The 26,702-nt window shown below is 61.2% G+C and carries 25 protein-coding genes; 4 read left to right on the forward strand and 21 right to left on the reverse strand.

Going from position 1 to position 26,702, the window contains the following annotated elements; genetic code table 11:
• Window positions 1–69: 69 nt before the first annotated feature.
• Both ABDK06_RS10860 and ABDK06_RS10865 read right to left on the reverse strand, forming a co-directional pair.
• Window positions 70–3,111, reverse strand: coding sequence for a bifunctional [glutamine synthetase] adenylyltransferase/[glutamine synthetase]-adenylyl-L-tyrosine phosphorylase (locus ABDK06_RS10860; RefSeq protein WP_394941040.1), 3,042 nt, complete (start codon window positions 3,109–3,111; stop codon window positions 70–72).
• A 10-nt stretch (window positions 3,112–3,121) separates the two neighbouring features.
• Window positions 3,122–4,462 (reverse strand): glutamine synthetase family protein, encoded by a 1,341-nt coding sequence (locus tag ABDK06_RS10865; RefSeq protein WP_394941041.1) that lies wholly within the window; start codon window positions 4,460–4,462, stop codon window positions 3,122–3,124.
• A 123-nt stretch (window positions 4,463–4,585) separates the two neighbouring features.
• On the opposite strand from ABDK06_RS10865, the gene panB reads away from it, so the two are divergent.
• Window positions 4,586–5,452: a 3-methyl-2-oxobutanoate hydroxymethyltransferase gene (gene panB, locus ABDK06_RS10870; RefSeq protein ID WP_394941042.1), complete on the forward strand. Its 867-nt coding sequence runs from the start codon at window positions 4,586–4,588 to the stop codon at window positions 5,450–5,452.
• 133 nt (window positions 5,453–5,585) lie between these two features.
• On the opposite strand, the gene ABDK06_RS10875 is transcribed toward panB, so the two are convergent.
• On the reverse strand, window positions 5,586–5,771 hold the full coding sequence (locus tag ABDK06_RS10875; RefSeq protein ID WP_394941043.1) for a P-loop nucleotide/nucleoside kinase family protein: 186 nt from the start codon (window positions 5,769–5,771) through the stop codon (window positions 5,586–5,588).
• Entirely contained in the window at window positions 5,740–5,904 is a 165-nt protein-coding gene (locus tag ABDK06_RS10880; RefSeq protein WP_394941044.1) for an SPOR domain-containing protein, read from the reverse strand. Before ABDK06_RS10880 ends, ABDK06_RS10875 begins: the two co-directional genes overlap by 32 nt.
• A gap of 139 nt (window positions 5,905–6,043) precedes the next feature.
• Here ABDK06_RS10880 and map point away from each other — a divergent pair, with 139 nt between their 5' ends.
• The 3 genes from map to ABDK06_RS10895 are packed head-to-tail and all read left to right on the forward strand — an operon-like array spanning window position 6,044 to window position 8,511.
• Window positions 6,044–6,910 (forward strand): type I methionyl aminopeptidase, encoded by an 867-nt coding sequence (gene map / locus ABDK06_RS10885; RefSeq protein ID WP_394941045.1) that lies wholly within the window; start codon window positions 6,044–6,046, stop codon window positions 6,908–6,910.
• A gap of 48 nt (window positions 6,911–6,958) precedes the next feature.
• Entirely contained in the window at window positions 6,959–7,750 is a 792-nt protein-coding gene (gene ppgK / locus ABDK06_RS10890; protein WP_394941046.1) for a polyphosphate--glucose phosphotransferase, read from the forward strand.
• Between the two features lie 14 nt (window positions 7,751–7,764).
• The gene (locus tag ABDK06_RS10895; protein ID WP_394941047.1) at window positions 7,765–8,511 is read left to right on the forward strand and encodes an SDR family NAD(P)-dependent oxidoreductase; all 747 of its coding nucleotides are present in this window, start codon (window positions 7,765–7,767) and stop codon (window positions 8,509–8,511) included.
• Window positions 8,512–8,582: 71 nt separating this feature from the next.
• On the opposite strand, the gene nrdR is transcribed toward ABDK06_RS10895, so the two are convergent.
• The 17 genes from nrdR to ftsW all read right to left on the reverse strand — a co-directional run bounded on the left by nrdR (window position 8,583) and on the right by ftsW (window position 26,680).
• Window positions 8,583–9,074: a transcriptional regulator NrdR gene (gene nrdR / locus ABDK06_RS10900; protein WP_394941048.1), complete on the reverse strand. Its 492-nt coding sequence runs from the start codon at window positions 9,072–9,074 to the stop codon at window positions 8,583–8,585.
• 94 nt (window positions 9,075–9,168) lie between these two features.
• Window positions 9,169–10,509, reverse strand: a complete 1,341-nt coding sequence (gene hisD, locus ABDK06_RS10905) for a histidinol dehydrogenase (protein WP_394941049.1) — start codon at window positions 10,507–10,509, stop codon at window positions 9,169–9,171.
• 23 nt (window positions 10,510–10,532) lie between these two features.
• Window positions 10,533–11,099 carry a hypothetical protein gene (locus tag ABDK06_RS10910; RefSeq protein WP_394941050.1) on the reverse strand — a complete coding sequence of 189 codons (567 nt, stop codon included), beginning with the start codon at window positions 11,097–11,099 and terminating at the stop codon, window positions 10,533–10,535.
• A gap of 2 nt (window positions 11,100–11,101) precedes the next feature.
• On the reverse strand, window positions 11,102–14,629 hold the full coding sequence (gene dnaE / locus ABDK06_RS10915; RefSeq protein ID WP_394941051.1) for a DNA polymerase III subunit alpha: 3,528 nt from the start codon (window positions 14,627–14,629) through the stop codon (window positions 11,102–11,104).
• 83 nt (window positions 14,630–14,712) lie between these two features.
• Window positions 14,713–15,792 carry a hypothetical protein gene (locus tag ABDK06_RS10920; RefSeq protein WP_394941052.1) on the reverse strand — a complete coding sequence of 360 codons (1,080 nt, stop codon included), beginning with the start codon at window positions 15,790–15,792 and terminating at the stop codon, window positions 14,713–14,715.
• A 109-nt stretch (window positions 15,793–15,901) separates the two neighbouring features.
• Complete coding sequence (locus ABDK06_RS10925; RefSeq protein ID WP_394941053.1) at window positions 15,902–16,846, reverse strand: RluA family pseudouridine synthase; 945 nt, start codon at window positions 16,844–16,846, stop codon at window positions 15,902–15,904.
• A complete protein-coding gene (gene lspA / locus ABDK06_RS10930) occupies window positions 16,839–17,441 on the reverse strand; it encodes a signal peptidase II (protein ID WP_394941054.1) in 603 nt (200 codons plus the stop codon). The genes ABDK06_RS10925 and lspA overlap by 8 nt, the downstream gene beginning before the upstream one ends.
• Window positions 17,442–17,522: 81 nt before the next feature.
• Window positions 17,523–18,227, reverse strand: coding sequence for a DivIVA domain-containing protein (locus ABDK06_RS10935; RefSeq protein WP_394941055.1), 705 nt, complete (start codon window positions 18,225–18,227; stop codon window positions 17,523–17,525).
• Between the two features lie 147 nt (window positions 18,228–18,374).
• Entirely contained in the window at window positions 18,375–18,665 is a 291-nt protein-coding gene (locus ABDK06_RS10940; RefSeq protein ID WP_394941056.1) for a YggT family protein, read from the reverse strand.
• 17 nt (window positions 18,666–18,682) lie between these two features.
• On the reverse strand, window positions 18,683–19,207 hold the full coding sequence (locus ABDK06_RS10945; RefSeq protein ID WP_394941057.1) for a cell division protein SepF: 525 nt from the start codon (window positions 19,205–19,207) through the stop codon (window positions 18,683–18,685).
• A gap of 40 nt (window positions 19,208–19,247) precedes the next feature.
• Entirely contained in the window at window positions 19,248–19,988 is a 741-nt protein-coding gene (locus ABDK06_RS10950) for a YggS family pyridoxal phosphate-dependent enzyme (protein WP_394941058.1), read from the reverse strand.
• On the reverse strand, window positions 19,985–20,719 hold the full coding sequence (locus tag ABDK06_RS10955; RefSeq protein WP_394941059.1) for a purine nucleoside phosphorylase YfiH/LACC1 family protein: 735 nt from the start codon (window positions 20,717–20,719) through the stop codon (window positions 19,985–19,987). Before ABDK06_RS10955 ends, ABDK06_RS10950 begins: the two co-directional genes overlap by 4 nt.
• A 30-nt stretch (window positions 20,720–20,749) precedes the next feature.
• Window positions 20,750–21,919: a cell division protein FtsZ gene (ftsZ, locus tag ABDK06_RS10960; RefSeq protein WP_394941060.1), complete on the reverse strand. Its 1,170-nt coding sequence runs from the start codon at window positions 21,917–21,919 to the stop codon at window positions 20,750–20,752.
• A gap of 160 nt (window positions 21,920–22,079) precedes the next feature.
• Window positions 22,080–23,000: a cell division protein FtsQ/DivIB gene (locus tag ABDK06_RS10965; RefSeq protein WP_394941061.1), complete on the reverse strand. Its 921-nt coding sequence runs from the start codon at window positions 22,998–23,000 to the stop codon at window positions 22,080–22,082.
• Window positions 22,984–24,366: a UDP-N-acetylmuramate--L-alanine ligase gene (murC, locus tag ABDK06_RS10970; protein ID WP_394941062.1), complete on the reverse strand. Its 1,383-nt coding sequence runs from the start codon at window positions 24,364–24,366 to the stop codon at window positions 22,984–22,986. The genes ABDK06_RS10965 and murC overlap by 17 nt, the downstream gene beginning before the upstream one ends.
• Entirely contained in the window at window positions 24,363–25,478 is a 1,116-nt protein-coding gene (murG, locus tag ABDK06_RS10975) for an undecaprenyldiphospho-muramoylpentapeptide beta-N-acetylglucosaminyltransferase (protein WP_394941063.1), read from the reverse strand. Before murG ends, murC begins: the two co-directional genes overlap by 4 nt.
• Window positions 25,475–26,680, reverse strand: coding sequence for a putative lipid II flippase FtsW (ftsW, locus tag ABDK06_RS10980; RefSeq protein ID WP_394941064.1), 1,206 nt, complete (start codon window positions 26,678–26,680; stop codon window positions 25,475–25,477). The genes murG and ftsW overlap by 4 nt, the downstream gene beginning before the upstream one ends.
• Between the last annotated feature and the right edge of the window lie 22 nt (window positions 26,681–26,702).

Raw genomic sequence — 26,702 nt, forward strand, 5'->3', positions numbered from 1 at the left:
CCGTCAACCATAGTTGACGAATGGAGGTGTGTCAACCATGGTTGACGCACCCCGGCCGGCAGAATCCGCTCACTCCCCGTAGAAGTATCTTTCAAAGACCACCCGGGCCTTACGAGTCAGCCGGAGATAATCTTCTTCCAGGTCCCCGCCGTGCCCGGGGCGATATCCACACCATCGGGCCACGGCTTCCAGATCCCGCCTGGAAGAGGGCAGGAGGTCCGAGGCTTTACCGCTCCACAGCACATTCGCGGAGCGAATCCTGCTGGCCAGCCGCCAGGCTTTGGCCAGCAGTTCGGCGTCCTCAGGCGCGATCAGGTCCAGCTCGGCGAGCGCCGCCAGGGCAGGCAGGGTTGAGGTGGTCCGCAATTCAGGGTGATGATGAGCGTGTTCCAATTGCAGCAGCTGAACGAGCCATTCGACGTCACTCAGCCCGCCACGACCCAGCTTCAGATGACGGGCCGGGTCCGCTCCCCTGGGCAGCCGCTCGGATTCCACTCGTGCTTTGATCCGGCGCACCTCTCGCAGATCGTGCGCGCTGAGGCTTTTCGGGTAACGAAGTGGATCGATCAGTGCCAGGAAGTCCTCGGCCAGCTGGTCTGAGCCCGCCATCGGCCTGGCCCGCAGTAATGCTTGGGCTTCCCAGATCAGGGACCATCGCTGATAGTACTCCCGGTAGGATTCCAGGGATCTGACCATTGCACCGTTCTTGCCCTCGGGTCGCAGATCAGCGTCGATCTGCAGCACCCGTTCCGCCATGACCGCTGGTTTGAGCGGTTGAGTCAGCAGAGCTGAGATGTGCGCGACGATCGCCTGAGCCTGTTCCTGGGCCTCCGGCTCGCTGACACCCGGTAGCGCACGACACACGTACATCACATCGGCATCGGAGCCATAGCCGATCTCTCTGCCGCCCTGCCTGCCCATCGCGACCACCAGAATCTCGGTCTTCAGTTCGCCGCCAGCACCCTCAGCAATGGCGTCCTCGGCAACGTGCAAGGCTCCGAGCACGGCAGCCCGATCCACATCTGCCAGGGCCTGTCCGACCTGTTGCTGATCGAGCAGTCCGGCACCGTCAGCGATCGCGATTCGCAGGATCTCCCGACGCCGGATCAGCCTGATCAGCCGGATCGATTCCGTGGCCACCGGGTGCCGGGACATCTTGGACTGGATCTCCTGCCACTGCGTTTCAAAGCTCAGCGGCTGCAAATCCTTATCGGAGCCGAGCCAAGCGGTTTCCTCGGGTGAGACCTCTAGCAGATCAGCAATCAGCCGGGAGCTGGAAAGCACGTGACAGAGCCTTTCCGCCGCCGCCTGAGAGTCCCGAAGCATCGCGAGATACCAATGCGTTGTGCCGAGCGATTCGCTCAGCCTGCGGAAGGCCAGGAGCCCGCCGTCCGGATCGACGCCGTCTGCGAGCCAGCCCAACAGCACCGGAAGCAGCTGTCTTTGCAAAGCGGCTCGCCGGGACACTCCGGCCGTCAACGCCTCGATATGCCGCATCGCTCCTGCGCCGTCCCGATAACCGAGGGCGGCCAGCCGAGCCTGTGCCGCCTGCGGGCTGAGCGAAGCCTCTGCGGCACTCAAATGAGCTGCGGTGTTCAACAGTGGCCGATAGAAGATCCGCTCGTGCAGAGCCCGAACACTGCGTTTCACCGTCTGCCATTCAGTCAGCAGAGCCTCCGCGCTCGGCCTGCCGAGTTCCATCGATCCCCTGGAGGACCTAGCCAGGGCACGCAGCGCCGGTTCCGCCGTCGGCATCAAGTGAGTCCGGCGCAATTGCACGAGCTGAATCCGGTGCTCGAGCACCCGCAGATAACGGTAGGCGGCGTTCAGTTCAGCGGCATCGCTGCGGGCGATGTAACCGGCTGAGGAAAGCGCGTCGATAGCACCCGTGGTGCCCCGAAGATGAAGGGTTTCATCGGCTTTTCCGTGCACCAATTGCAGCAATTGGACGGTGAATTCGACGTCCCGCAACCCGCCGATCCCAAGTTTGAGTTGGCGGTCCCGCTCCCCCGCCGGAATATGATCGCTCACTCGGCGCCTCATGGTCTGAACTGACTCGACGAAGCCATCCCGCTCTGAGGAACTCCAGATCATCGGAGCGAGCGCCGTCTCATAGCGTCCGCCGAGCTCTCGACAGCCGGCCACCGTACGCGCTTTGAGCAGGGCCTGGAATTCCCATCCGGAAGCCCACCTGCGGTAGTACTCCAGGTGGGATTCCAGGGTGCGCACCAGAGGCCCGTCCTTGCCCTCCGGGCGAAGATTGGTATCCACCTCCCAGAGCCCCGGTTCCCGGCCCGGAGCGTTGATGACTCGTGAGATACCGGCAGCCAAGGACTCCCCGATCCGCATCGCCAGGCGCTCGTTGAGCTCGGTGGATTCAATCACGTAGACGACGTCGACGTCGGAGATATAGTTCAGTTCCCGGGCGCCGCACTTTCCCATCCCGATCACCGCGAGCTCGACCGCTTCAACCTCCTCCGCGGACCAGCCTGAGTTCTCCGCAGACAGCTCAGCACGCGCTACCGCGAGAGCCGCATCCAGTGCAGCACCAGCCAGATCCGCCAGCTCAGCGGCGATGATCGGCATCACCCCGGTCGGTGAAGCGGCCGAAAGATCCCGGATCGTCAGCTCTGCCAGGTGGCGGCGGTATTGCCTGCGCAGGTTCAAGACGGCTTCGGCTGGTGCCATACCTGCGATCGGATTCCGATGCTCCGGATCCGCAGCCACGCTGTTGAGCAACGAACGGCGCAACACTTCCGGATCGGTGCCTATCGGCTCCGCAGACACTGGGGTGCGGAGCACCTGGTGATGCTGCGGATTGCGGATCAAGAAGTCAGCCAGCGCCTCGGAAGCGCCTAGCAACCTGAACAACGCCTCAGCTTCTTCCACCGGCTCGCTCAACAGCGCACGCACAGCGCCGCAAAGCGGCTCGTTCGCGGCGAGCATCCGAACCAGCGATTGCAATGCCAGGTCCGGGTCGGCGGAAAAACTCAGTCCGGCGAACAGCAGATCCTGATCGACGTCTTTGAGCTCGGGGGCATCCAGGAACCGTGTGCTCTTTTCCAGATCAGCGAAGCCATTGGCTATCAGGGTGCGCTGCAGGCTTTTCACGGCGTCAGAATCAGAGAATTCCCAAGTTGCGCTGCAACTCGTAGGGCGTCACCTGAAGGCGGTAATCCTGCCATTCTGCGCGCTTATTGCGCAGGAAATGCTCAAACACTTGCTCGCCGAGGATCTCAGCCATCACCTCAGAATCCTCCATGATCCTGACCGCGTCGTGCAAGCTGGAGGGCAGTGGATAGTGACCCAGAGCCCGGCGTTCTGCGGTGCTCAGCGCCCAGATATCGTCTTCGGCTGCGGGCGGCAGTTCGTAGCCCTCCTCGATGCCTTTGAGCCCTGCGCCGAGCAAGACCGCATAGGCCAGATAGGGGTTGGTGGCGGAGTCGATGCCGCGGTATTCGATCCGGGCTGACTGGCCCTTGCCCGGCTTGTAGAGCGGTACCCGCACCAGAGCGGAACGGTTATTGTGCCCCCAGGAGAGGTAACTCGGTGCTTCCCCACCGCCCCAGAGCCGCTTGTAGGAATTCACGAACTGATTGGTCACCGCTGTCAGTTCGGGAGCGTGCTTGAGGATTCCGGCGATGAATTGCCGGGCTGTGGTGGAGAGCTGGAATTCGGCACCCGCCTCGTAGAAGGCATTGGAATCCCCTTCGAAGAGCGAGAAATGAGTATGCATGCCGGACCCAGGGTGGTCCGAAAAAGGTTTCGGCATAAAGGTGGCGTAGGTGCCCTGCTGCAGGGCGACCTCTTTGATCACCGTGCGGAAGGTCATGATGTTGTCCGCGGTCTGCAAGGCATCCGCGTAGCGCAAATCGATTTCGTTCTGCCCTGGGCCGCCCTCATGGTGGCTGAATTCCACCGATATCCCGACATTTTCCAGGGTGGTCACCGCGGTGCGCCGGAAGTCCTGGGCCACTCCGCCTGGCACGTGGTCGAAATAGCCGGCCCGGTCGACCGGCACCGGAATGCCATCGGCCCCGAGCTCTTCGGATTTGAGCAGATAGAATTCGATCTCCGGGTGGGTGTAGCAGGTGAAGCCCATATCGGCTGCCTTGGCCAGCGTGCGCTTGAGCACGCTGCGCGGATCGGCCATCGAAGGCTTGCCATCCGGAGTGAGGATATCGCAGAACATCCTCGACGTCGGCTCGGTCTCCCCTCGCCAGGGCAGGATCTGGAAGCTGGAGGGATCGGGTTGCAGCAGCATATCCGATTCAAAGACCCGGGCCAGCCCCTCAATGGCCGAACCGTCGAAGCCTAAACCCTCTTCGAAAGCGCCTTCCACTTCGGCCGGAGCCAGTGCCACGGATTTCAAAGAGCCGACCACATCGGTGAACCAGAGGCGAACGAAACGAACATCGCGTTCTTCAATGGTGCGGAGAACAAATTCCTGCTGGCGATCCATCGAGATTCCTTCTACTGTGGCTGACCCTCGGGGTCTTCGACAATGACTACTCTGTTGTCATAACTCTACCGAGAGCTGGAGCTGGACGGGCTCAGGCTGGCAAATTCCAGTAGGCTCAAAGACATGAGCACGCCCGAAATCCCCGCACCCTATGGAACCGGCGCCACAACGGGGGCATCCCCTGCCACCGCCGGAGTGCGAAAAATTCGTATTCATCACCTGCAAGAGGCAAAGGACCGCGGCGAGAAATTCGCCATGCTGACCGCCTACGAGCAGTACACCGCCCAGATCTTCGATGAGGCGGGGATCGAGGTATTGCTGATCGGTGATTCCGCGGCGAATAACGTCTACGGCTATCAGACGACCATCCCGATCACCCTGGATGAGTTGCTTCCGCTGTGCCGTGCGGTCTCCCGTTCCGCCCATCGTGCACTGGTGGTCGCAGATCTGCCCTTCGGCAGCTACGAGGCCAGCCCCGAGCAGGCAGTAGCGGCCTCGGTGAGGTTGCTGAAAGAAGGGCTGGTCTCCGCCGTCAAAATGGAAGGCAGTCGCCGTTTCGCGCCGCACCTGCGGGCCATTGTGGATGCCGGTATTCCGGTGATGGCGCATATCGGTTTCACTCCGCAGAGTGAACATGCCCTCGGCGGTTACCGGGTGCAGGGCCGAGGCGATAGCGGCCAGGCGATTGTCGACGACGCCGTGGCGCTGGCTGAAGCCGGGGCCTTCTGCGTCCTGATGGAAATGGTGCCCGCCAGTGTCGCAGCAGCCGTGGACGCCGCGGTGACAGTGCCCACCGTGGGCATCGGTGCAGGCAATGGAACCACGGGTCAGGTGCTGGTCTGGCAGGATATGGCAGGACTGCGCGATGGCCGGGTGGCTAAATTCGTCAAGCAGTACGCCCAGTTGCGAGGCACGCTCTCCGAGGCGGCGAAAAGCTACGCGGAGGACGTGCGCTCCGGTGTCTTCCCCGGGCCGGAACACTCTTTCTAAGCCCCAGATCCCGGCCCAAAACCCTTCAATTTTTCCACCCGTCCCACCGAGTGTTAACAAAGTTACTGGAGTGAGCTGCGGAGCTATACTTTTGTCTCTTCCGTACCATTGGATGGGACAGCTGGAAGCGGATTCAGGGGTGGTGCGGTCCAAAATCGTAAAAAGCCTCTTTGAAGTCGTCTTTGCTGAACACAGGCAACCGCAATTCGCTGGCCAGAGCGCGAGCCAATGTGGTTTTACCGGCGGCGCTCATGCCATTAACCAGGATCACCTGGTTGCCGAGCCCTTCAGTCCTCGTCGCCGGCGTCCCAGGCTTCATTGCGCTCCCTGACTCTTTCCAGAGCCTGTTCGGCTTCAGCCCTGGTCTCGTAGGGTCCAATCAGTTGAGTCCAGTCAGATTGTGCGTCCTCTTCGACCTCATGGGTTTTCACGTTGTACCAGAACTGTGGCATCTTCGCTCCTTGAAACTTACGTTGAAATTTGCCGGTGAGCCTTGTCTTGATCGAACCTATCTCCGGTGTTACCTCCATAAACCGCACCATGGAACTGCTGAGTGCGTCAAGGCCGCCCACTGTTGATTAGGATGGGATCATGTCCTCTGCACCACTCGGAACCCTGGTCCCCGGCACGCTCAGTCCGCGCCGCGAAGTACCCGCTTCAATCCCTCGTCCCGAATATGTCGGCAAGCCGGGCCCGGCCAAGTTCACCGGTTCAGAGGTGAAGAGTCCGGAGACCATTGAACGGATCCGCCGGGCCTCGAAAATCGCGGCCCAGGCCATCGTTGAAGTAGGCAAGCACATCGTGCCGGGCGTCACCACGGATGAGCTGGATCGGGTCGGGCACGAATTCCTGATCGCCCATGACGCCTACCCTTCCACCCTGGGGTATCGAGGTTTTCCCAAGTCCCTCTGCTCCTCGCTCAACGAAGTGATCTGCCACGGCATCCCCGATTCGACAGTGGTGCAGGACGGCGACATCCTCAATATCGACATCACCGCTTTCAAGGACGGCGTGCACGGAGACACGAATTACACCTTCCTGGTCGGCGACGTCGATGAGGACTCCAGACTGCTCGTGGAACGCACCGAGGAATCGCTGCGCAGGGCGATCAAGGCGGTGGCACCGGGCCGCGAGATCAATGTGATCGGCCGGGCCATCGAGTCCTACGCCAAGCGCTTCGGCTACGGTGTGGTCCGTGATTTCACTGGCCACGGCGTCGGTGAAGCCTTCCACACCGGCCTGATCATTCCGCACTACGACGCCGCCCCGGCCTACAATACGGTGATCCAAGCAGGGATGACCTTCACCATCGAGCCGATGCTCACCCTGGGCGGCATCGACTGGGAGATGTGGGACGACGATTGGACAGTGGTCACCCGCGATCGCAAGCGCACCGCACAGTTCGAGCACACCCTGCTGGTGACCGAGACCGGTGCCGAAATCCTCACCTTGCCCTAATCTCAAATAGTCTTAAAATAATCCTCTCAGATCAGCTATGGAGCCCGAATGTCGAAGAACAGCAGCAATTCCCAACACGCCATTGGCATTGATATCGGCGGCACCGGGATCAAGGGCGGCATCGTCAACTTGAAAAAGGGCGAATTGGTCGGCGATCGATTCCGGATCGACACCCCTCAGCCGGCCACCCCCGAAGCAGTGGCGCAGGTCGTCAAGCAGATTGTGGACGAGCTGATGAGCCGCCCCGAGGCTCCAGATGCTGATAGCCAGATCGGAGTCGATTTCCCGGCAATCATCTCTCACGGAGTGGCCCGCTCAGCGGCCAATGTCGATAAGAGCTGGATCGGCACCGATGCCGACGCGCTGCTCACTAAGGTGCTTTCCCGCCCGGTTCATGTGATGAACGACGCCGACGCCGCCGGAGTCGCGGAAGCCAAGTACGGCGCTGGCCGGGATCAAAAAGGCACCGTGCTGGTGATCACCCTGGGCACCGGCATCGGCTCTGCTTTTATCTTCGACGGCAAGCTGGTACCGAACGCCGAACTCGGGCACCTGGAACTGGATGGTTTCGACGCCGAAAGCCGCGCCTCAGCCACCGCTCGAGAACGCGACAAGCTGAGCTGGGAAGAGTACTCCGTCCGGCTGCAACGCTATTTCTCGCACGTTGAATTCTTGTTCTCCCCCGAATTGTTCATCGTCGGAGGCGGCATCTCCAAGCGAAGTGAAGATTTCCTCCCCCAGTTGAAGCTGCGGACCAAGATCATTCCGGCTGAGCTGAAGAACAACGCGGGCATCGTCGGTGCGGCGCTCCAGGCTTCTAGGCACTTCAAGACCAAGTGAGGCATTCGGGCTCCATGGTTTCCCCGGTGATCATCGTCACCGGGGCAAGCCGTGGGATCGGCGCCAGCATTGCGCTTCAGGCCGCGGCAAGCGGTTATGCGGTGGTGGTCAATTACGCTCAGGATGCCGCTGGCGCCCAGCAGGTGGCGGAGCAGATCAGTTCCCACGGTGGCCGGGCCCTCGCGGTCCAAGCGGATATCAGCGAGCCGGACCAGATCGAGCGGCTCTTTGAGGCGGCGCAGTCACTGGGCGAACCGAGCGCCCTGGTCAATAACGCGGCCACCACGGGCAATTCGCCCGGTCGGCTCTCGGAGTTGCCCGACGAGGTTCTGGAACAGACGTTCAGCACCAACGTGCTGGGCACGATCAGAGTTTGCCAGGCGGCGATACGGCACTGGCAACGCTCTCCCGCCCGACGGATGGGGATTGTGAACATCTCCTCCACCGCAACCATAGCCGGGTCTCCCGGGGAATGGGTGCACTATGCGGCAAGCAAGGGAGCTATTGATGTGCTCACTCGCGGTTTGGCAAGCGAGGTAGCGGCCCAGAACATCCGGGTCAATGCGGTGGCTCCGGGGCTGACCGATACGGGTTTGCACGCGGCGGCTGGAATGCCGGATCGGGTGCAGCGGCTCAGTCCGAGCATTCCGCTGGGCCGGGCAGCCAGCCCCGATGAGGTGGCCCACGCCGTGCTGTGGCTGCTCTCCGATCAGGCCTCTTACATCACCGGGAGCATTCTTCCGGTGAGCGGTGGACGCTAAAAACTTTTTCAGCGATCCTGAAGTGGTACCGGTGGTGGCCCGGGCTTCCCCTCCCTGACCACCACCGGAGCTTAGGTGCGCGCTTCTGCCGGTTTCTCGGCAGCGGCCGAGCTCAGATCGGCCTCGTGCCGCAGGATGGCGATAGCGTGCTCGAAATCATCGAGCGATTCAAAGGCTTGATAAACGCTGGCGAATCGCAGATAGGCGACTTTGTCCAATTTCTGCAAGGGGCCGAGGATCGCCAAGCCGACTTCATGGGCTTCGATCTCGGCGCTGCCCGCGGCCCTGATGCTCTCTTCGACTTCCTGAGCGAGCAGAGCCAGATCGTCCTCGGTGACCGGGCGCCCCTGGCAAGCCTTACGAACGCCGTTGATCACCTTGCCACGGCTGAACGGCTCACCAATTCCAGAACGCTTGATCACCGTCAGGCTCGTCGTCTCCACCGTGGTGAAACGGCGTTCACACGCCGGGCACTGGCGACGACGACGGATCGCCGAACCATCGTCAGCAACCCGTGAGTCAACCACCCGGGAATCTGGATGACGACAGAACGGACAATACATATGGATACTGTACAACTACATATAGCAGAATTACAAGAAGGTAATTACCATATGTAGTGTTTTAGAGGGATTCTCGATGGGTCAGCTGAACCGCTCACTCTTCGCGGAAACGGATCGACACCGCGTCACCGTGGGCGGGCAGATCCTCTGCCCGAGCCAGCGTGATGATGTGTTCTGAGACCTGCGCCAGAGCCGCCCGGTCATAGTCGATGACCTGGATGCCGCGCAGGAAGGTTTGCACACTCAGTCCAGAGCTGAAAGCCGCGGTTCCACTGGTCGGCAGCACGTGGTTCGAACCGGCGCAGTAGTCCCCCAGGCTCACTGGAGCGGACGGTCCGACGAAGATCGCCCCCGCATTGCGAACCTGCGAGGCAACCGATGCCGCATCGGCGGTGATCACCTCAAGGTGTTCCGCGGCATAGGCATTCACCACGTCGATGCCCTGGGCCAGAGAATCCACCAGTACCACGGCAGACTGCTGGCCGCTCAGCCCGGCGGCCACTCGTTCCCGGTGCTTAGTCTGACCGAGCTGAGCTTCCAGTTCCCGCTGCACCGCGGCAGCTAACTCCACCGACGGCGTCACCAGCACTGCGGCAGCCGCCGGATCGTGTTCCGCCTGGCTGATCAGATCTGCCGCGACGAAACTCGCCGGAGCAGTGTCATCGGCCAGAATGGCAATCTCGGTCGGCCCGGCCTCGGAGTCGATGCCGACCAGGCCCTTGACCAATCGTTTCGCGGTGGCCACGTACAGGTTTCCTGGTCCGGTGATCAGATCAACGGGTTCCAGCCCGACCTCCTCGACGCCATAGGCGAACGCAGCAATGGCCTGGGCACCGCCGATCGCATAGACCTCGGTAACACCCAGCAAGGCGGCTGCCGCCAGGATCGTGGGGTGCGGCAGCCCGTTGAAGGCCTTCTGCGGTGGAGAGGCCAGAGCTATTGACTCGACTCCCGCGGTCAGGGCGGGCACCACGTTCATCACGACTGAGGATGGATAGACGGCGAGTCCGCCGGGGGCGTAAAGCCCCACCCGGCGCATCGGCTGCCAGCGCAGCGTCACCTCGGCTCCCCGAGAGACCTGGACCGGGATATTCTGCGGCCGTTGTTCCTGGGCGACGCGCTGAGCTCGCGCGATGGACTCCTCGAGGGCGAGCCGAATCTGCGGGTCCAAGGCGTCCAAGGCCTGCTGCAATGCCTCGGCCGGCACTCGCGGATCAGGTTGCTCGACGCCGTCAAAAGCGGCCGCGTACTCGGTCAGCGCGCTCCGGCCCTGATCACGGACCTTTTCCAGCACTTCGCGCACGCGCTCTTCCACCTGGGCGGTGTCTTCGACGGCCGCTCGGGGCACCGCACGGCGTAATTGGGCAAGGCTCAGTTGTTGCCCGCGCAGATCGATGGTGCGCAACAGTTCCTCGGTTGTAGCTTGCTGACTCACACCCCCAAGCTTAGTCGTCCAGCTTAGTCGTCCGCGATGCTGTCGGCCGGAGGGGAACGTAATAAGGAACCAAGGGTGAAAACGAAGAACACCAGGGCGCAAGCAAAGGGCCACAGCACGAGAACCGCGTAGCTTCTCAGGGAGAAGGCCACTGACTCACTGACGCTCCCGGAGGTACTCGGCCCCCACAGCACTCCAGCGAAGGTACCGAGCAGCCAGGCCACGACCCCGCCGAGCGCTGCGCCGAGCACGGCAGCCACCAGCTTCACCCAGGACCCTCTGTGCTTACGCTGCGGAATGAGCAGGGCTCCGGTCACAATACCTGCCAGCAGGCACAGCAAGCCGAGCATCAGGTCTCTCGGTAACCAGATTGAGGTATCGGTGCCCTTGCCATAGAAAGCGCCGCCGGGTGCTAGCAGCCACCAGAGCAAGCCCACCACGATCCCCGCGGCGGCGGTAGAACTGAACCATCTGAAGAGCGACGCCGGCGGGCCGCTGGTCAGCCCGGCCGGGGCGCTCGGTCCGTAGACTTGCTGCTGCGAGCCATAGGGCGGATGCTCGTGGGACGACTCAGCGGCAAATCGACCCATCTTCAGGCCTCCAGGCAGGCTGGGCCGAGCAACACCTTGAGGTCACCGAAGAGCGCAGGATTGGGATTGACCCGGCGGTGCAGGGGAAGCTTCATCACCTTCACCGAGGAGTGGCCGGTCAGGTGCAGCCTCACCTCGGAGTTGCCTTGGTGAATGCTCAACACATCCGCTAGGGCGTTGAGCACGGGCTCGGTGGCCTTGTGTTCCACGAGCGAGATCACCACCGGCCCGGAACCGTCCTCGGTGATATCGGGTACCGTGAGCTCCATGGCGTTCAGCGTGGTGGAGCCGTCATCGCGCTTCTGCAAACGTCCCTTGACGGTGACGATGAGGTCTTCGGCGAGCACGCTCGCAATCGGACCGTAGACCTGGCCGAAGAACATCACTTCCATTGAGCCGCCCAGGTCCTCGACCTCGGCTCGGGCATAAGCGTTTCCGCTGGCTTTGGCGATCCGCCGGGAGAGCGAGGTGATCATTCCCGCGATGGTGACGATGGCGCCGTCGGGCGGGCCGTCGTCACCCATCAGGTAGCTCACGGTGTGCTCGGCATGCTGGCTCAGCACACCTTCCAGTCCGCGCAGCGGGTGATCCGAGACGTAGAGGCCCAGCATGTCCCGTTCGAAGGCCAGCTTGTCTTTCTTCTCCCACTCCGGCAGATCAGGGATTTCGACGGCGAGGCTGGTGTTCTCAGCGGGGTCGTCGAAGGCGCTGAACAAGTCGAATTGGTTGGCTGCCTCATTGCGCTTGAGCACCACGACTGAATCGATCGCCTCTTCGTGAACCATGGCGAGCGCCCGACGGGGATGCCCGAGGGAATCGAACGCACCGGCTTTGACGAGCGATTCAACAGTGCGCTTATTGCAGACCACTGCGGGCACCTTGAGCAGGAAGTCGCTGAAGGATTCGAAGTTGCCTTTCTCCTCGCGGGCCTCGACCATGGCAGCCACCGCATTGGCTCCAACATTGCGCACAGCTCCCATGCCGAATCGGATGTCACCGCCGACTGGAGTGAAGTTCAAGGCGGATTCGTTGACATCCGGCGGCAGCACGGTGATTCCCATTCGGCGGCACTCATTGAGGTAGATGGCCATCTTGTCTTTATCGTCACCCACTGAGGTGAGCAAAGCTGCCAAATACTCGGCGGGGTAATGCGCCTTGAGGTAGCCCGTCCAGTAACTGACCAATCCATACGCGGCAGAATGCGCTTTATTGAAGGCATAGTCGGAGAAAGGCAGCAGAATATCCCAGAGCTTCTGCACGGCTTCCTGCGAGTAGCCGTTGTCCCGCATACCCTGCGCGAAGCCTTCGTATTGCTTATCCAGTTCGGATTTTTTCTTCTTACCCATCGCACGGCGCAACAAATCTGCCTGGCCAAGCGAATAACCGGCCAACTTCTGCGCAATGGCCATCACTTGCTCTTGGTAGACAATGAGACCGTAAGTGGTACCCAGGATGTCTTCCAGAGGCTCAGCAAGCTCCGGATGAATAGGCGTTATTTCCTGGACTTTGTTCTTACGCATCGCATAGTCGATATGCGCATTAGCACCCATCGGCCCAGGGCGGTGAATAGCACCCAAGGCTGAAACGTCTTCAAAGTTATCGGGCTTCATCAGGCGAAGCAGTTGACGATACGAAGCCCCTTCGAACTGGAATACTCCCAGGGAATCGCCTCGAGCGAGCAACTCGTAAGTCTCTTTATCGTCCAATGCGAGAGTTTCCAGCTCAAGGTCAACATCTCGGTTGAGCTTGATGTTCTCCAGCGCATCAGTGATGATCGTCAAATTTCGCAGCCCGAGAAAGTCCATCTTGATCAGGCCGAGGCCCTCGCAGGTGGGGTAATCGAACTGGGTGATCACCTGGCCGTCCTGCTCGCGGCGCATGATCGGGATAATGTCGATCAGCGGGTCGGAGGACATGATGACGCCGGCCGCATGCACGCCCCACTGCCGTTTCAGGCCCTCCAGGCCGAGAGCCATATCGAAGACCTTCTGCGAATCCGCGTCGCTACGCAGCAGCTCGCGCAGTTCCTCGGCCTCCGAATAGCGCTTAGCTTCTTTATTGTGCACATCGGTGAGCGGCATGCCCTTGCCCATCACGTCCGGCGGCATCGCCTTGGTCAGCCGCTCCCCCGTCGAGTAAGGGTAGCCGAGCACTCGTGAAGAGTCCTTGAGCGCCTGCTTGGCCTTGATCGTGCCGTAGGTGACGATCATCGCGACTCGCTCGTCGCCGTATTTCTCGGTGACATACTTGATCACTTCGCCGCGGCGACGATCATCGAAGTCCACGTCGAAGTCGGGCATCGAGACCCGATCTGGGTTGAGAAACCGCTCGAAGAGCAGACCGTGCTGGATCGGATCCAGGTCGGTGATCCGCATCGCGTAGGCCACCATGGACCCTGCACCGGAACCACGCCCCGGCCCTACCCGAATGCCGTTGTTCTTCGCCCAGTTAATGAAGTCGGCAACCACCAGGAAGTAGCCCGGAAAGCCCATCTGGGTGATGATGCCAACTTCGAAGTCAGCCCGCTCACGAACCTGAGTAGGAATTCCCTTCGGGTAGCGGTAGTGCAGACCCTTTTCCACTTCCTTGACGAACCAGGACTGTTCGTTCTCGCCCTCGGGGGCAGGGAATCGAGGCATATAGCTAGCCGAGGTATCAAAATTGACTTCACAGCGCTCAGCGATCAAAAGCGTGTTGTCGCAGGCATCCGGGTAATCGCTGAACAGCGCTCGCATTTCCTGTGGCGATTTGAGGTAGAACTCATCGGCATCGAATTTGAACCGCTTGGGATCGGCCATCGTGGAGCCGGACTGCACGCAGAGCAGCGCTGCGTGGCTCGCGGCGTCCTCGGCGTGGGTGTAGTGCAGATCGTTGGTGGCCACCAGGGGCAGGCCGAGTTCTTTGGCGAGCTTGATCAGATCCGCCTGCACATTGCGCTCAATATCCAGGCCGTGATCCATCAGTTCGCAGAAGTAGTTCTCCGCACCGAAGATATCCCTGAAATCGCTCGCGGCCTGCACGGCCTCCCGGTAGAGCCCGAGCCGGAGCTTGGTCTGCACTTCACCCGAGGGGCAGCCAGTGGTGGCGATCAGCCCTTTACCGTAGGTCTGCAGTAGCTCGCGGTCCATTCTGGGCTTGTAGAGATAGCCTTCCAGGGAGGCCAGCGAGGACATCCTGAACAGGTTGTGCATGCCCTGGGTGCTCTCAGACCACAGGGTCATATGGGTGTAGGCACCAGCGCCCGAGACGTCGTTGCGACCGCCGTCGCCCCATTTCACACGGGTGCGGTCTTGCCGCGCGGTCCCCGGGGTCAAATAGGCTTCCACGCCGATGATCGGCTTGATACCCGCCGCTTTGGCCTTCGACCAGAAATCGAAAGCTCCGAAGACGAAGCCGTGGTCCGTCGTCGCCAAGGAGTCCATACCGAGCTCTGCGGCATGCGAGAAGAGGTCAGTCAATCTGGCTGCACCGTCCAGCATGGAATATTCGGTGTGATTATGAAGATGAACGAAAGAATCAGTGCCAGCCACCCAACCATTCTAGGACTGCTTGGAGCCGATGGTGGGACGACGCGGCACTCACTCGGTGAAGCGGGGAATTCAGAATCCGGAAATCACTGCAGATCCATGATCAGCAAACCGGGCCGGGTTGCAGTTGCGGCTTGCAGCGCCGCGATAAAAGCACCGTACTCGGCAAAAACCAGCCTGCCGCTCTGCTGATTGATGCCCAGGGTGTATTCCTGGTTCCTTCCATCGGAGCCTTGCAAGCGCAGCTTATTGCGCTGATTGATGCCATAGTTCGACGGGGTCGCCTGCACCCGGTTCAGGGCAGCAAAAGCGAAGTACTGATCGTCGATACCGATGCCGTGGGGATCGACGGCGAGTTGACGCGGAGTGGAGCTCCGGAGCCGTGCCAAGGGAATTAACGCGATGAAAAGGCCCAGAGCCAATGCCCCGGTTATTGCCAGAACCAGCATGAGGGGCAGTGAAGCATCGGAGTCCAGTCCAACGCCGTTGAAGACCATGATGCCCGAGATCACGGCGACCAGCAGAGCGATGGAAGCGACGATCAGCAGAGCCCGGATCCTGCCGCGTAGCGCATCCGGATCGAGTCTGAACACCTGTGGCACGAACTGCTGAACAGGTTCCGGATTGGCCATTGGTGAGCCTGTTTCCGCGAAAACGGGGGCGAAAGAGCGCAATCGGGCGACCATTTCGCTGAAGGTCTTCCGGCTGAACTGCTTACAGACGAAACGCTGTTCCAGGCCGTTCTGCTGAATGATCAGGGTGCGAGTGGTGGACGTCGGAATGCCATTCGTGGATTGCTTGAGCACATGGCTGGTCACCACAGCCTGACGAGCATCGAACCGGCCTACCTGCCGAAAAGCTTTCACGATGGTCACCTGAGAACCGTCGAGCATTACTTTGAACTGATTACGCCACACCACGAACAGCAGCACCAACAGCAGGACCAAGGCACCGGCCCCGAAGGACAAAGTGCTGATCAACGGGCGGTTCTGCCGCATCGGAATGCTGATGGTGGGTAAAAAGGCCAGCCCGATCACGGTGACGATCGCCCCGAAGAAGACCGCTCCGACGGCCGCCCACAGCACTAAGCCCAAGGATCGGCCGTAGCTGTAAGAAGCTTGGGCGCCCGGGTATCCGGCTGAAAAGTTTCCACTCTGATAACTCATGCACTTCCCCAGGCTAAAAAGCGAATCACTATTGCTAAAGAAAAATTAGCAGATATTCCGATGGCTTCAAGTATTCAGTGCACCCCATGACGACCAGGACCGGTCAGGGCTAGCCTCGCAATACGTCCAAGGCATAGTCCAGATCAGCTGGATATTCGCTGCTGACTTCAAGCCATTCACCGCTCACCGGATGAGTGAAACCGAGGGTCCGGGCGTGCAGCCACTGCCTGGTCAGTCCCAGTTCTGCGGAGAGCCTGGGATCTGCTCCATAGGTCAGATCCCCCACGCAGGGGTGATGCAGGGCCGAAAAATGCACCCTGATCTGGTGGGTCCGGCCGGTCTGCAAATGCACTTCGAGCAGCGAGGCTCGCCCGAAGGCCTCCAGCATTTCGTAATGCGTCACCGAAGGACGGCCACCTTCAATCACCGCGAATCTCCAGTCGTGGCCGGGGTGCCGTCCGATCGGGGCATCGATGGTTCCTTTCAAGGGGTCCGGCAGGCCCTGCACCACGGTGTGATAAATCTTCTCCACGGTGCGTTCCTTGAAGGCACGCTTCAGCACGGTGTAAGCCTGCTCGGTTTTGGCCACCACCATCACGCCTGAGGTGCCGACGTCGAGTCGGTGCACGATTCCCGCTCGCTCCGGCGCGCCCGACGTCGAGATCCGGTACCCTGCCGCGGCCAGGGCACCCACCACGGTGGGTCCTACCCAGCCCGGGGAAGGGTGAGCGGCGACTCCGACGGGTTTGTCGATCACCACGAAAGCGTCATCGTCCAGCAGGATCTGCAGGTCTTCGACGGGCTCAGGGTTCACCGCAAGCGGGTCTCGCTCCGCTGGCAACTCCACCTCGAGAGCCATCCCGGAATCCACTTTGAAGGACTTTCCGATCGGCTTTCCCCGGTGGCTCACCCGGCCTGAGGCAAGCAAGCTGGCAACCGCTGAACGTGATCGTCCGAGCATCACTGAGAGGGCAGCATCCGATCTGCTGCCCGCTAGTTCCTCTGGGACCTGTACCCGCAGCCGCTCGGCCGAGGATCCGTCGACCTCAGTCATCGTGTGGCTCCGACGGCGACGACGGTGATTCAGCCGCTGCCGGCTCGGTTTTCGATTCCGGAAGCCTGCGGGGGCCTCCGCGGAAAGGAATGCCCACTAAGGTGAGCACGCAGATCAGAATCACGCCGCCGACCACCGCGGAATCCGCCAGATTGAAAATTGCGAAATTGGGTACCGAAATAAAATCGACCACATGGCCCATCCCGAAAGAGGGCGGCCGGAAAAGCCGATCGGTGAGATTCCCCAGTGCTCCGCCGAGTACCAGTCCCATCGCGATAGCCCACCAGGTAGAACCCACTTTGCGCGCCAGCACGATGATGCCGATCGAAACCACTGCCATCACGATGGAGAAGACCCAGGTGAAGTTCTCACCGATGGAGAAAGCCGCCCCGGAATTTGTGATGTAGTACCAGCGCAGCACGGGAGGCAGTACTTCGGTAACCTGCCCGAGTGTCATAGTGCTGCTCACCCAGTACTTGGTCAGCTGGTCGAGGCCATAGGCAAGCAGCGCGAGCCCCACGAGCCAACAGATCAAGCTCCAGCGGGAACGCTTTCGAACAACTGCGGAAGCAGCGTGTGAGGGAATTTCAGTCATGAGCCTTCGGGTCCGCCGGGAACGACGAAGCCGGTGGCTGGGCGGGCCCGGCCACCGGCTTCGGTGTGATGTATCTAAAACTTAGGAATCAGCGTTGCTATTGCTATCCGAGACATCGGGGGCAGCGACCGAAGCACGGGACTCCAGGTCACGCAGCTGTCCTTCGATGTAGCTCTTCAGCCGCGAGCGGTAGTCGCGCTCGAATCCGCGCAGCTGCTCGACCTTACGCTCCAGCACGGACCGCTGCTGCTCAAGAGCACCGAGGGTCTTACGGCTCTTCTCCTGAGCGTCGTTGACCAAGCTGGAAGCTTCGATCTGGGCTTCGGCAATGATCTTGTCGCGCTGCTCAACACCGGCGTTGACGTATTCATCATGAAGCTTCTGCGCCATCGCGAGAACCCCGGCGGCCGATTCAGCGGTAGGAGCCGCAGCGGCGGAGGGAACCGTGGAGGTCACCGGAGCGGCGCTAGCCGCCGGGGTGACAGCTGCGAAGCTGGCCGCAGGCTTCTCTTCAACAACCGGCTCGGCTTCCTTGACGGCTTCGGTTGCAGCAGGCTTCTCTTCCGTGACGACGGGAGCGCTCACCGCGACAGGTGCCGAGGAGGCAGGGGCACCCGATTCCAGTTCAGCGACCTTCTTACGGAGGTCCTGGTTCTCCTGGGTCAAGCGGCGGAGTTCAACAACGATCTCATCGAGAAAGTCATCGACTTCGTCCTGGTCGTAGCCTTCGCGAAATTTCGTCGGCTGAAATCTCTTGTTGACAACGTCTTCTGGCGTCAGAGCCATCTAGTCACCTCGTTGGGTTAATGAGTTCCGGCCACTGCTGGCCAGCTCAACTACGATACCTAATAGGTTCTCTATTGGTAAATCAGGTCATTCAATTACGTTCGTGAAACACAGTATAACTATTCGTGCACGAAAACTAACTCTGGCTCAAGCAGCGAAATTTCCCACGATCACCATGGCGATCCAAATGGCTACCCAGAGGATGATCCAGGCCAGGTCAAGGGAGACTCCGCCCAGGTTTACCGGAGGCAGCAATCTGCGCAGTAACTTCAACGGCGGATCCGTGATCGAGTACACCCCGGTAGCAGCAACTAAAGATGCACCCTTGGGCCGCCAGTCCCGCGCGAACTGCTGCACCAGATCGAAGATCAGGCGCACCACAAGCGTCAGATAGAACAGCAGCAGCAACACTGAAAGCAGCGTAAAAATCAATCCCACGAGGATAAGCTTATGCGCTAGCTCTGGTTGAAGAAGCTGGCTTGGTTTTCGCTGGCCTCAGAATCAGCACCCAGCACCTGGACGAATGCGGGAGAAAGCAGGAAAACTTTATTGGTCACCCGCTCGATCGAACCGTGCAGGCCGAAGACCAGGCCGGCGGAGAAATCAACCAGGCGCTTGGCGTCGGCCTCACCCATATCGGTGACATTCATGATCACCGGAATGCCATCGCGGAAGCTCTCGCCGATCAGCTTGGCGTCGTTGTAGGAACGCGGGTGAACCGTGGTGATCTGGCGCAGGCCAGCGGACTCGTCACGATTGGAGGCAGCCCGTTTGATCGGAGTCACCGGAGCACGGTACTCCTCTGCGGGGCGTGCTTCTGCTTCAGAATGACGGTTGTCGTATTCCACTGAGTAATCCTCATTCTTAGGGGTTTCTTTCGGGACATTACGGGCTTGTTTGGATTCCAATTCCGCCTCGTAGTGCTCCTCGCCGTCGGCGAGGCCAAGATAAACCATTGTCTTGCGCAGAGCGCCAGCCATTTTTTGCTCCTCGATTGAAAGTTCTGCTGCACTTTTGACGCTACCGCACCGCGGCGCGCGCACCGAGCACATCCGAACCGACACGCAGGTGTGTCGCACCGTAAGCTATCGCCTGTTCTAAATCGGCGCTCATCCCGGCTGAAATTGCACGAGCTTCAGGGTGCTCGCGCAGCAGCGTAGAACTGAGCTGAGCGAGCCTGGCGAAGGCTGCTTCAGGGTCAGCACTGCGCCCCGCTTCGCCGAGTGGCGCGACCGCCATCACCCCGGCGAGTTCGAGGCCGGGGGCGGACGCGATGCGCTCCGCAAGCGGCAATAAGTCCGCGGGTTGCGCTCCGCCTCGCGGACCGCCGGGGTTTTCTGCCAGATCGAGTTGCACAAAGCATCTCAGCGCTTCCCGCTCCGTTCCCTGCACAGCCTTGGCCAGTGCATCGACCAACGACGGACGGTCGATGGAGTGCACCGCAGAAGCATAGGCAGCCACAGATTTCGCTTTATTACTTTGCAGTTGGCCAATGAAATTCCAGTACAAGGAAATTCCGTGCGCACGGACCTCGGCGGACTTCGCCGCAGCCTCTTGATCTCGGTTCTCCCCGACCTGGGTGACTCCGAGTTCAGCCAGCAGCAGAACATCACTGGCGGGATGGAATTTTGTGACCACGATGAGCTCTGGAGCCTGGGAGCGGTGCGCGGCCGAAACAGCCCGCTCGATCCGCTTCCGGAGCTCCGTGAGCCTGCTTGTGAGTTGCGCTCGACGCTCAGCTATCTCAGCCATCTCATTCATCGACTTCCCGCTTCTGCGCTTTGAGTCGTGGATTCGGTTGGTGTGCGGTAGACCAGACCTGCGAAGCGGCCCTCAGCTCGTCCGGAGTGGCCGCTGGCCCGATGCGAATACAGCTCGGGGGTTTCAAAGGTACACACAGCCACCTGGTTCACCCGAGCCCCACAGTCGAGCAATTGGGCGGTTGCCCCCGCCCTGAGATCGAGGGACGGCGTCCCCCAACTCGTCTCGGCCCAGAGCTCGGGGAGAAACGCAGTCGATTCGGCCCGCATTTCAGCCGGAACCTCATAGCAGGAGCCGCAGATAGCCGGCCCAATCCAGGCCTCGATATTGCTGCCTTCTCTGGCTCTCAAGCGTTCGACGGCGCGCGGCAGAATACCGTTGAGCACTCCCCGTCTGCCGGCGTGAACCGCCGCAGCGAGGGTTCCCTTCGGAGTATCGGCGAGCAAGATCACCGGCAGGCAATCGGCCACCATCACGGCGAGCGACAGTTCTGCGGAGATCAGGCCATCGGCAACGGGCTGATCTACCGGCTCATTCAGTTCGACGATGTCTCGCCCGTGCACCTGGCTCATGAACTGAAAACCGGCGTTCAAACCCAATTCGAGACGTAGCGACTCACGGTTCTCTAACGCTCGGGAATCCTCTGGAACGCTCTGGCTCAGCGAACCGGCTGGCAGATCGCTAAACGCGATCTGCCAGCCGTGCCGGGCCTCACTCCGCCAGTAAAACACTGTGCCGGTAAATCATTAGCTCAACGGTGCCTATTTCAGGAAGTCGGGGACATCCAGGTCGTCCTGCCGGGCGCTACTGAGATCGGGTTCGACCACGGCCGGCAATTCCAGATCGAAGCCGTTCTCCGGAGTGGAGGAACCGCTCCCCTGGCTCCAGGAGGAGAGATTGCTCGGCGCGGGCTTCGTCGCCTCTTCCTCAGCCGGTTTCGATGCAGCTCGAGCCACCGGATCTCCTGCCGGAGCGCTGGTGGCATCGACGTTGTCGAAACCCGCCGCGATCACCGTGACGCGCGCTTCGTCGCCCAAAGCGTCGTCGATCACCGCACCGAAAATGATATTCGCCTCGGGGTGAGCGACTTCCTGCACCAGGCGGGCTGCTTCGTTGATCTCGAAGAGGCCGAGATCTGAACCACCCTGAATGGAGAGCAGAACGCCGTGTGCGCCGTCGATCGAGGCTTCCAGCAGCGGTGAGGCGATCGCGAGTTCCGCGGCTTTCACAGCACGATCCTCGCCCCGCGCAGAGCCGATGCCCATCAAGGCAGAGCCCGCACCCTGCATCACCGACTTCACATCGGCGAAGTCGAGGTTGATCAAACCAGGCGTGGTGATCAGATCGGTGATGCCTTGCACACCGGAGAGCAGCACCTGATCAGCGGAACGGAAGGCGTCGAGCATCGAGACATTGCGATCGCTGATCGACAACAGACGGTCATTCGGAATCACGATCAAGGTATCGACTTCATCGCGAAGCCCCTCGATGCCGGTCTCGGCCTGGTTGGAGCGACGACGGCCTTCGAAGGTGAAGGGACGGGTCACCACGCCGATGGTCAAGGCGCCCAGCGAGCGAGCGATCCGAGCCACCACGGGAGCGCCGCCGGTTCCGGTGCCGCCGCCCTCACCCGCGGTCACGAAGACCATGTCCGCGCCGCGCAACACCTCTTCGATCTCCTCAGCGTGATCTTCTGCCGCTTTGCGGCCCACTTCGGGGTCAGCACCAGCGCCGAGCCCTCGAGTGAGTTCACGCCCGACGTCGAGCTTCACATCGGCGTCAGACATCAGTAGCGCCTGCGCATCGGTGTTGATGGCGATGAATTCAACGCCTCTCAACCCCACTTCGATCATCCGGTTCACGGCATTCACGCCGCCGCCGCCGATGCCGACGACTTTGATGACGGCCAAATAATTCTGCGGTGCTGCCACGGTTGCTGTCCCTTGTTCGTTGCCTGCTTGAAGCTTTTCGACCCTAACCCTCTACTTGAGGGTTATAGTTATGTCAAGTAATTCCTGATTGCGACGCTATGGGTCATCGGGTGTTCTTTCAATAACCATCGCCGCGTGTCGTGGGAATCGGCTGAAAATATCATCTGGTCACCGGGTGCCGCGGAGAGCTCACATCGTAGACATTGACCGGCGCGGGCGCCGGTTTTCCAGGCTGCGCTTGGGGTGGGTTCTTCAGCAGAGTCTGCAGCACCTCAGATTTCAGAGCCATTTCAGAAGGGTCTCCCCAGATAACTTTCTTACCGTTGAGCAAGAGCAGTTCCACGGCATTGGGAGACTTCGCCGATGCTGATTGCAACTGCGCCCTGACCGCCGGTGGCAATGAAGCCAGCACAGCGGTCATCGCGGAAAAAGTGGCCTGCCCGATGGCGGCCGTGCCACCGTCTATCAAGGGCAGCTTGGCTGAAGCCGGGGTAGCGGTGACGCCCAGCTGAGTGCCCTTGGGATCGACCAGAATGAACTTATCCCCGCTCTTCAAGACCGCCACCGGAACGCGCTCTACCACGTGCACCAGAAGAGTCGAAGGCGGGCGGGCCTCGATGCTCACCGATTGCACCTGGGGCAGTTTAGCTAAAAGCTGCTGCACCTCTGACTGATCGATCTGGGTGAGCGGTTTGCCCTTGAGCCCGGCAAGAGCTGTCTGCACCGAGGCATCGCTAGCCAGCTTCACGCCGTCGACGGTGATCGTCTTGAGCGCCAAGGCCGGAGAGAACAGCGCTACCAGCATGATCACCCCCACCACAGCCAGCACTACGACGCCGGCGATCCAGGGCAGCCAGCGCCGCAGCCTGGGTTTCGTCTCCCTCGCGCCGGGGAACTTCAGTACGGTGGCGCCAGGGCCTTCTTGTTCCCCGGCGGTCAGCGGCAGCACCGAGACCTTGGCGCTGCCGGCACTGGAGACCGTGCTGTCCGAATTCGTAGAGTTCTCGGTGTCGCTCTGCGAGGTGAGATCTGCCCGAGCTCCACCGCTGGGGATCATCGGGGGTTTACGACCCGTCGGCATAGCGCTGCTCCCCTTCCGCTCTGCTGGCTAGGGTCTCGACCAGCACGGCACCGTATTGTGTGACATCGCCGGCGCCGATGGTCAGCACAATATCGCCCGGTCCGGCCTGCTCGACGATTCGCTCGATGGCACGCTGTGGATCAGCGGTGTATTCCGCTCGTTCGGCAGTCGCGGTGATCAGTTCGCTCGTCACCCCGGGAAGGGGTTCTTCCCGGGCTGGGTAAATGTCGAGGACGACGGCGAGATCCGCCAGGTCGAGCGCCGCGCCGAACTCTTGGGCGAACTCGCGGGTGCGGCTGAACAGATGCGGCTGGAAAAGCACCAGAACCCGGTGCCCAGCGGCCACCGTCCGGGCAGCGGTGAGCGCTGCGGTCAGCTCGGTGGGATGATGTGCGTAGTCGTCGAAGACTCGGACGCCGGAGCTCTCGCCCTTGAGTTCAAAGCGCCGTGCCGCTCCCGTGAAGGTCCCCAGCGAGCTGATCGCCAGCGAAGGGGCGACTCCGAGTTCCACGGCGGCGGCAAAAGCAGCCGCGGCATTGAGCCTATTGTGCTCGCCTGGAACAGCGAGTCGAAGCTCATGCCGCTGACCACTGAATTCCAGGAAGTCTCCGAGCAACCGGATTTCGGCCGAGGCAGCGCGACCGTAGCGCAGCACCCTGGTCCCCCGCGCGGCCGCAGCGGCTGCCAGTCCGGCACTGCCGGGATCATCCGCGCACGCCACCAACGTGCCATCGCCAGGCAGTAACGCGATGAAATCCGTGAACGCCTGCATCACGGCCTCGGCGGTGCCGTAGTGATCGAGATGATCAGGTTCAGCATTGGTGATGATCTCAAGCTGCGGCCGGTAGTTGAGAAAAGAGCCGTCTGATTCATCGGCTTCGGCGACGAAGATCTTCCCGGTGCCGTGCGCAGCGTTTACGCCCAGCGCGGGGACAGTGGCGCCGATCGCGAAGGAAGGATCGAGCCCTGCCTCGCGCAGTACCACGGTGATCATCGAGGTGGTCGTCGTCTTACCGTGGGTTCCGGCAACGGCCACCACGGCGTCCTGGGCCATCGTAGCCGCGAGCGCTTCGGACCGGTGCAAGATCTTCAGCCCGCGCTGCCGAGCCGCGGCGAGCTCGGGATTCGAAGCCTTAATGGCTGTTGAGACCACAACGGTAGCGGCATCGGCTAAGTTCTCAGCGGCCTGACCGATGAACACTCGTGCCCCGAGCCCGCGAAGCTCTGCCACGGCGGCGGAATCCTTCGCATCGCTGCCGCTCACCGGCACGCCGGAGGCCAGCATGATGCGCGCGATTCCAGACATCCCGGCACCACCGATACCGATGAAATGGACCGCTCCCAGGTCATCTAATGGGCCGCTCATCGGGCCGCCTGCACGATCATGTCAGCCATCTTCTCCGCAGCGTCCCGGATGCCGGCCTGCCCGGCACGTTGCCCCAGCTCTGTGAGTCGGGCGGGATCCTTTAGCAGCGGTAAGGCGTTGTGCTTGAGCCACTCAGGGGTGAAATCCTGATCTGCCACCATAAGAGCCGCAGACTGATCGACCAGGGTGGCGGCGTTGAGAGCTTGTTCACCGTTGCCCACCGGAAGCGGCACGAAGATCGCTGGCACTCCGACAGCGGCCACCTCACTGACCGTTCCCGCCCCGGAACGGCAAATCAGCAGATCGGCGGCGGCATAAGCACGTTCCATGCCGTCGAAGTACTCGACCTGCCGGTAACCTGGGGATTCCACCGGTCTTCCGGCGTCATCAAGGAGGGCCTTTCCGGTCCCGGTGATGTGCAGGATCTGAACTCCGGCCTCGGCAAAAGCGGGAAGCGAAGCGGCCAGAGCTTGGTTCATCCGGAGTGCGCCGAGCGAACCGCCGGTGACCACCACGAGAGGCTTGCCAGAGTCAAAGCCCAATTCCTCTTTAGCCGGGCCGTTCTGGACTCTGCCACCTTGCAGCGGTCGCTGCAGGCGGGCGATCTGACGGCGCAGCGGCATCCCCACCCAGCGGGCCTTGGCGAGCTTGGTGCCCTGAAACGCGGTACCGATCCATTCGGTGTAGCGGGCTCCCCAGCGGTTGGCCAGGCCGGGACGCAGGTTCGCTTCATGAATCACTATCGGAATACCGGCTTTTCGAGCTGCCTGGTACATCGGGGTGCAGACATAACCGCCCACCCCTAACAGGACATCGGCCTCTGCGTCCTCCAGAATGCGCTGAGAGCTGCGGATCGCGGCTCGCATTCTGGCCGGGAACCGTAAGGCGTCGGCGCTCGGCTTACGCGGCATCGGAACCCGGTCGATCAGCACCAGCTCGACCCCGGCGTCCGGAACCAGTCTGGTCTCCAAACCCTCTGCGGTTCCCACCGCCAGCAGTTTGACCTGTGGATCCCGCTCTTTCAGCGCTGCGGCAATGGCGAGAAGTGGTGCGACATGGCCAGCGGAACCGCCACCGGCCAAAACCACGGAAAGCGGTTGTTTTATGGTCATGAAGCTACGTTTTTTCTCTTTTGAGGGGTCTTCTCCGGCAGATTGCGGGCGAAGGAGAGCACGATGCCGATAGCGGCAAGGCTGATGGTCAGGGAGGTGCCTCCGTAGGAGACCAGCGGGAGCGGCACGCCGATCACCGGCAGGATCCCGGTGACCATGGCGATATTCACAAAGGCCTGGCCGATCATCCAGGTCATCACACTGCCGCAGACAATCCTGACGAAGAGGCTGTTGGAGCGGACGATGACCCGGAAGATGCCGATCGCCAGTACGGCGTAGAGCACGATGATGACAATGGTGCCGAGCAGGCCGAACTCCTCGCCGATAATGGCGAAGATGAAGTCATTATGCGCTTCAGGAATCCAATTCCATTTCTGCTTGCCCTGCCCGAGGCCGACTCCCCACCAGCCACCCGAGGCCAGTGCGTACATGCCGTTGGTGGCCTGGTCGCAGAGCCCGTAAGGGTCCTTGTAGTTAGGGTCTCCACAGGACAGCCAGGCGGTCAGCCGACCGACCCTGTTGCTATTGGTCAGTGCCATCGCGAGTGCCGCGACCACACCCAGGACGCCGGCACCGAGGAAGAGCTTGCCAGGAGCCCCGGCGAAGTAGAGCCCGGCCGCGACGATCGCCATCATGATGGTCGCGGTGCCCAGATCGCCTTCCAACAGCACCAGCAGCACCACGAGCGCGGCGACCGGGACCACCGGGATGAACAGGTGCCGCATCTTGCCGAGCAGCGGTTCTTTCTGCGCCAGCACTGAAGCCATCCAGAGGATGATCATCAGCTTGGCGATCTCCGAGGGCTGGAAGGAGAAGGAGTCGCTGACCACGATCCAGTTCTTATTGCCGCCGATCGTGCTGCCCACCACGAGTACCAGGACCAGCAGAATCAGCGAGATTCCGAGCCCTGGCCAAGCGAGAACCTTGAACCAACGGGCCGGGAAGCGGGAAAGCACCAGGATGGCGACAAAGCCTATGGCTGCAAAGACAGTCTGTTTGATGCCCAGGGTGAAGGGATTGGTCTCCTGCGAGACCTGTTCCACGGCGGAAGCGGAGAAGACCATCATCAGGCCGATGCAGGTCAGCGCCAGGCTGGAACCGAGAATCAAGTAATAACTGGAGTTGCGCGAACCGCCTTTGCCCTCCAGCCGAGGCCAGAAGCGCTCGTTGAAGTTCTTCAGTCGCTGTCGAATGCTCACCATCGGTTTTGCCCCCTCAACCACT

The organism is Psychromicrobium ferritrahens, from assembly GCF_043789415.1.
Taxonomy (GTDB): domain Bacteria; phylum Actinomycetota; class Actinomycetes; order Actinomycetales; family Micrococcaceae; genus Renibacterium.

Coding starts and splice junctions, on each gene's coding strand:
- ABDK06_RS10865 (WP_394941041.1), bottom strand. CDS start 4,462: ATGGATCGCCAGCAGGAATTTGTTCTCCGCACCATTGAAGAACGCGAT.
- panB (WP_394941042.1), top strand. CDS start 4,586: ATGAGCACGCCCGAAATCCCCGCACCCTATGGAACCGGCGCCACAACG.
- ABDK06_RS10875 (WP_394941043.1), bottom strand. CDS start 5,771: ATGAAGCCTGGGACGCCGGCGACGAGGACTGAAGGGCTCGGCAACCAG.
- ABDK06_RS10880 (WP_394941044.1), bottom strand. CDS start 5,904: ATGCCACAGTTCTGGTACAACGTGAAAACCCATGAGGTCGAAGAGGAC.
- map (WP_394941045.1), top strand. CDS start 6,044: ATGTCCTCTGCACCACTCGGAACCCTGGTCCCCGGCACGCTCAGTCCG.
- ppgK (WP_394941046.1), top strand. CDS start 6,959: ATGTCGAAGAACAGCAGCAATTCCCAACACGCCATTGGCATTGATATC.
- ABDK06_RS10895 (WP_394941047.1), top strand. CDS start 7,765: ATGGTTTCCCCGGTGATCATCGTCACCGGGGCAAGCCGTGGGATCGGC.
- nrdR (WP_394941048.1), bottom strand. CDS start 9,074: ATGTATTGTCCGTTCTGTCGTCATCCAGATTCCCGGGTGGTTGACTCA.
- ABDK06_RS10910 (WP_394941050.1), bottom strand. CDS start 11,099: ATGGGTCGATTTGCCGCTGAGTCGTCCCACGAGCATCCGCCCTATGGC.
- ABDK06_RS10920 (WP_394941052.1), bottom strand. CDS start 15,792: ATGAGTTATCAGAGTGGAAACTTTTCAGCCGGATACCCGGGCGCCCAA.
- ABDK06_RS10925 (WP_394941053.1), bottom strand. CDS start 16,846: ATGACTGAGGTCGACGGATCCTCGGCCGAGCGGCTGCGGGTACAGGTC.
- lspA (WP_394941054.1), bottom strand. CDS start 17,441: ATGACTGAAATTCCCTCACACGCTGCTTCCGCAGTTGTTCGAAAGCGT.
- ABDK06_RS10935 (WP_394941055.1), bottom strand. CDS start 18,227: ATGGCTCTGACGCCAGAAGACGTTGTCAACAAGAGATTTCAGCCGACG.
- ABDK06_RS10945 (WP_394941057.1), bottom strand. CDS start 19,207: ATGGCTGGCGCTCTGCGCAAGACAATGGTTTATCTTGGCCTCGCCGAC.
- ABDK06_RS10950 (WP_394941058.1), bottom strand. CDS start 19,988: ATGAATGAGATGGCTGAGATAGCTGAGCGTCGAGCGCAACTCACAAGC.
- ABDK06_RS10965 (WP_394941061.1), bottom strand. CDS start 23,000: ATGCCGACGGGTCGTAAACCCCCGATGATCCCCAGCGGTGGAGCTCGG.
- murC (WP_394941062.1), bottom strand. CDS start 24,366: ATGAGCGGCCCATTAGATGACCTGGGAGCGGTCCATTTCATCGGTATC.
- murG (WP_394941063.1), bottom strand. CDS start 25,478: ATGACCATAAAACAACCGCTTTCCGTGGTTTTGGCCGGTGGCGGTTCC.
- ftsW (WP_394941064.1), bottom strand. CDS start 26,680: ATGGTGAGCATTCGACAGCGACTGAAGAACTTCAACGAGCGCTTCTGG.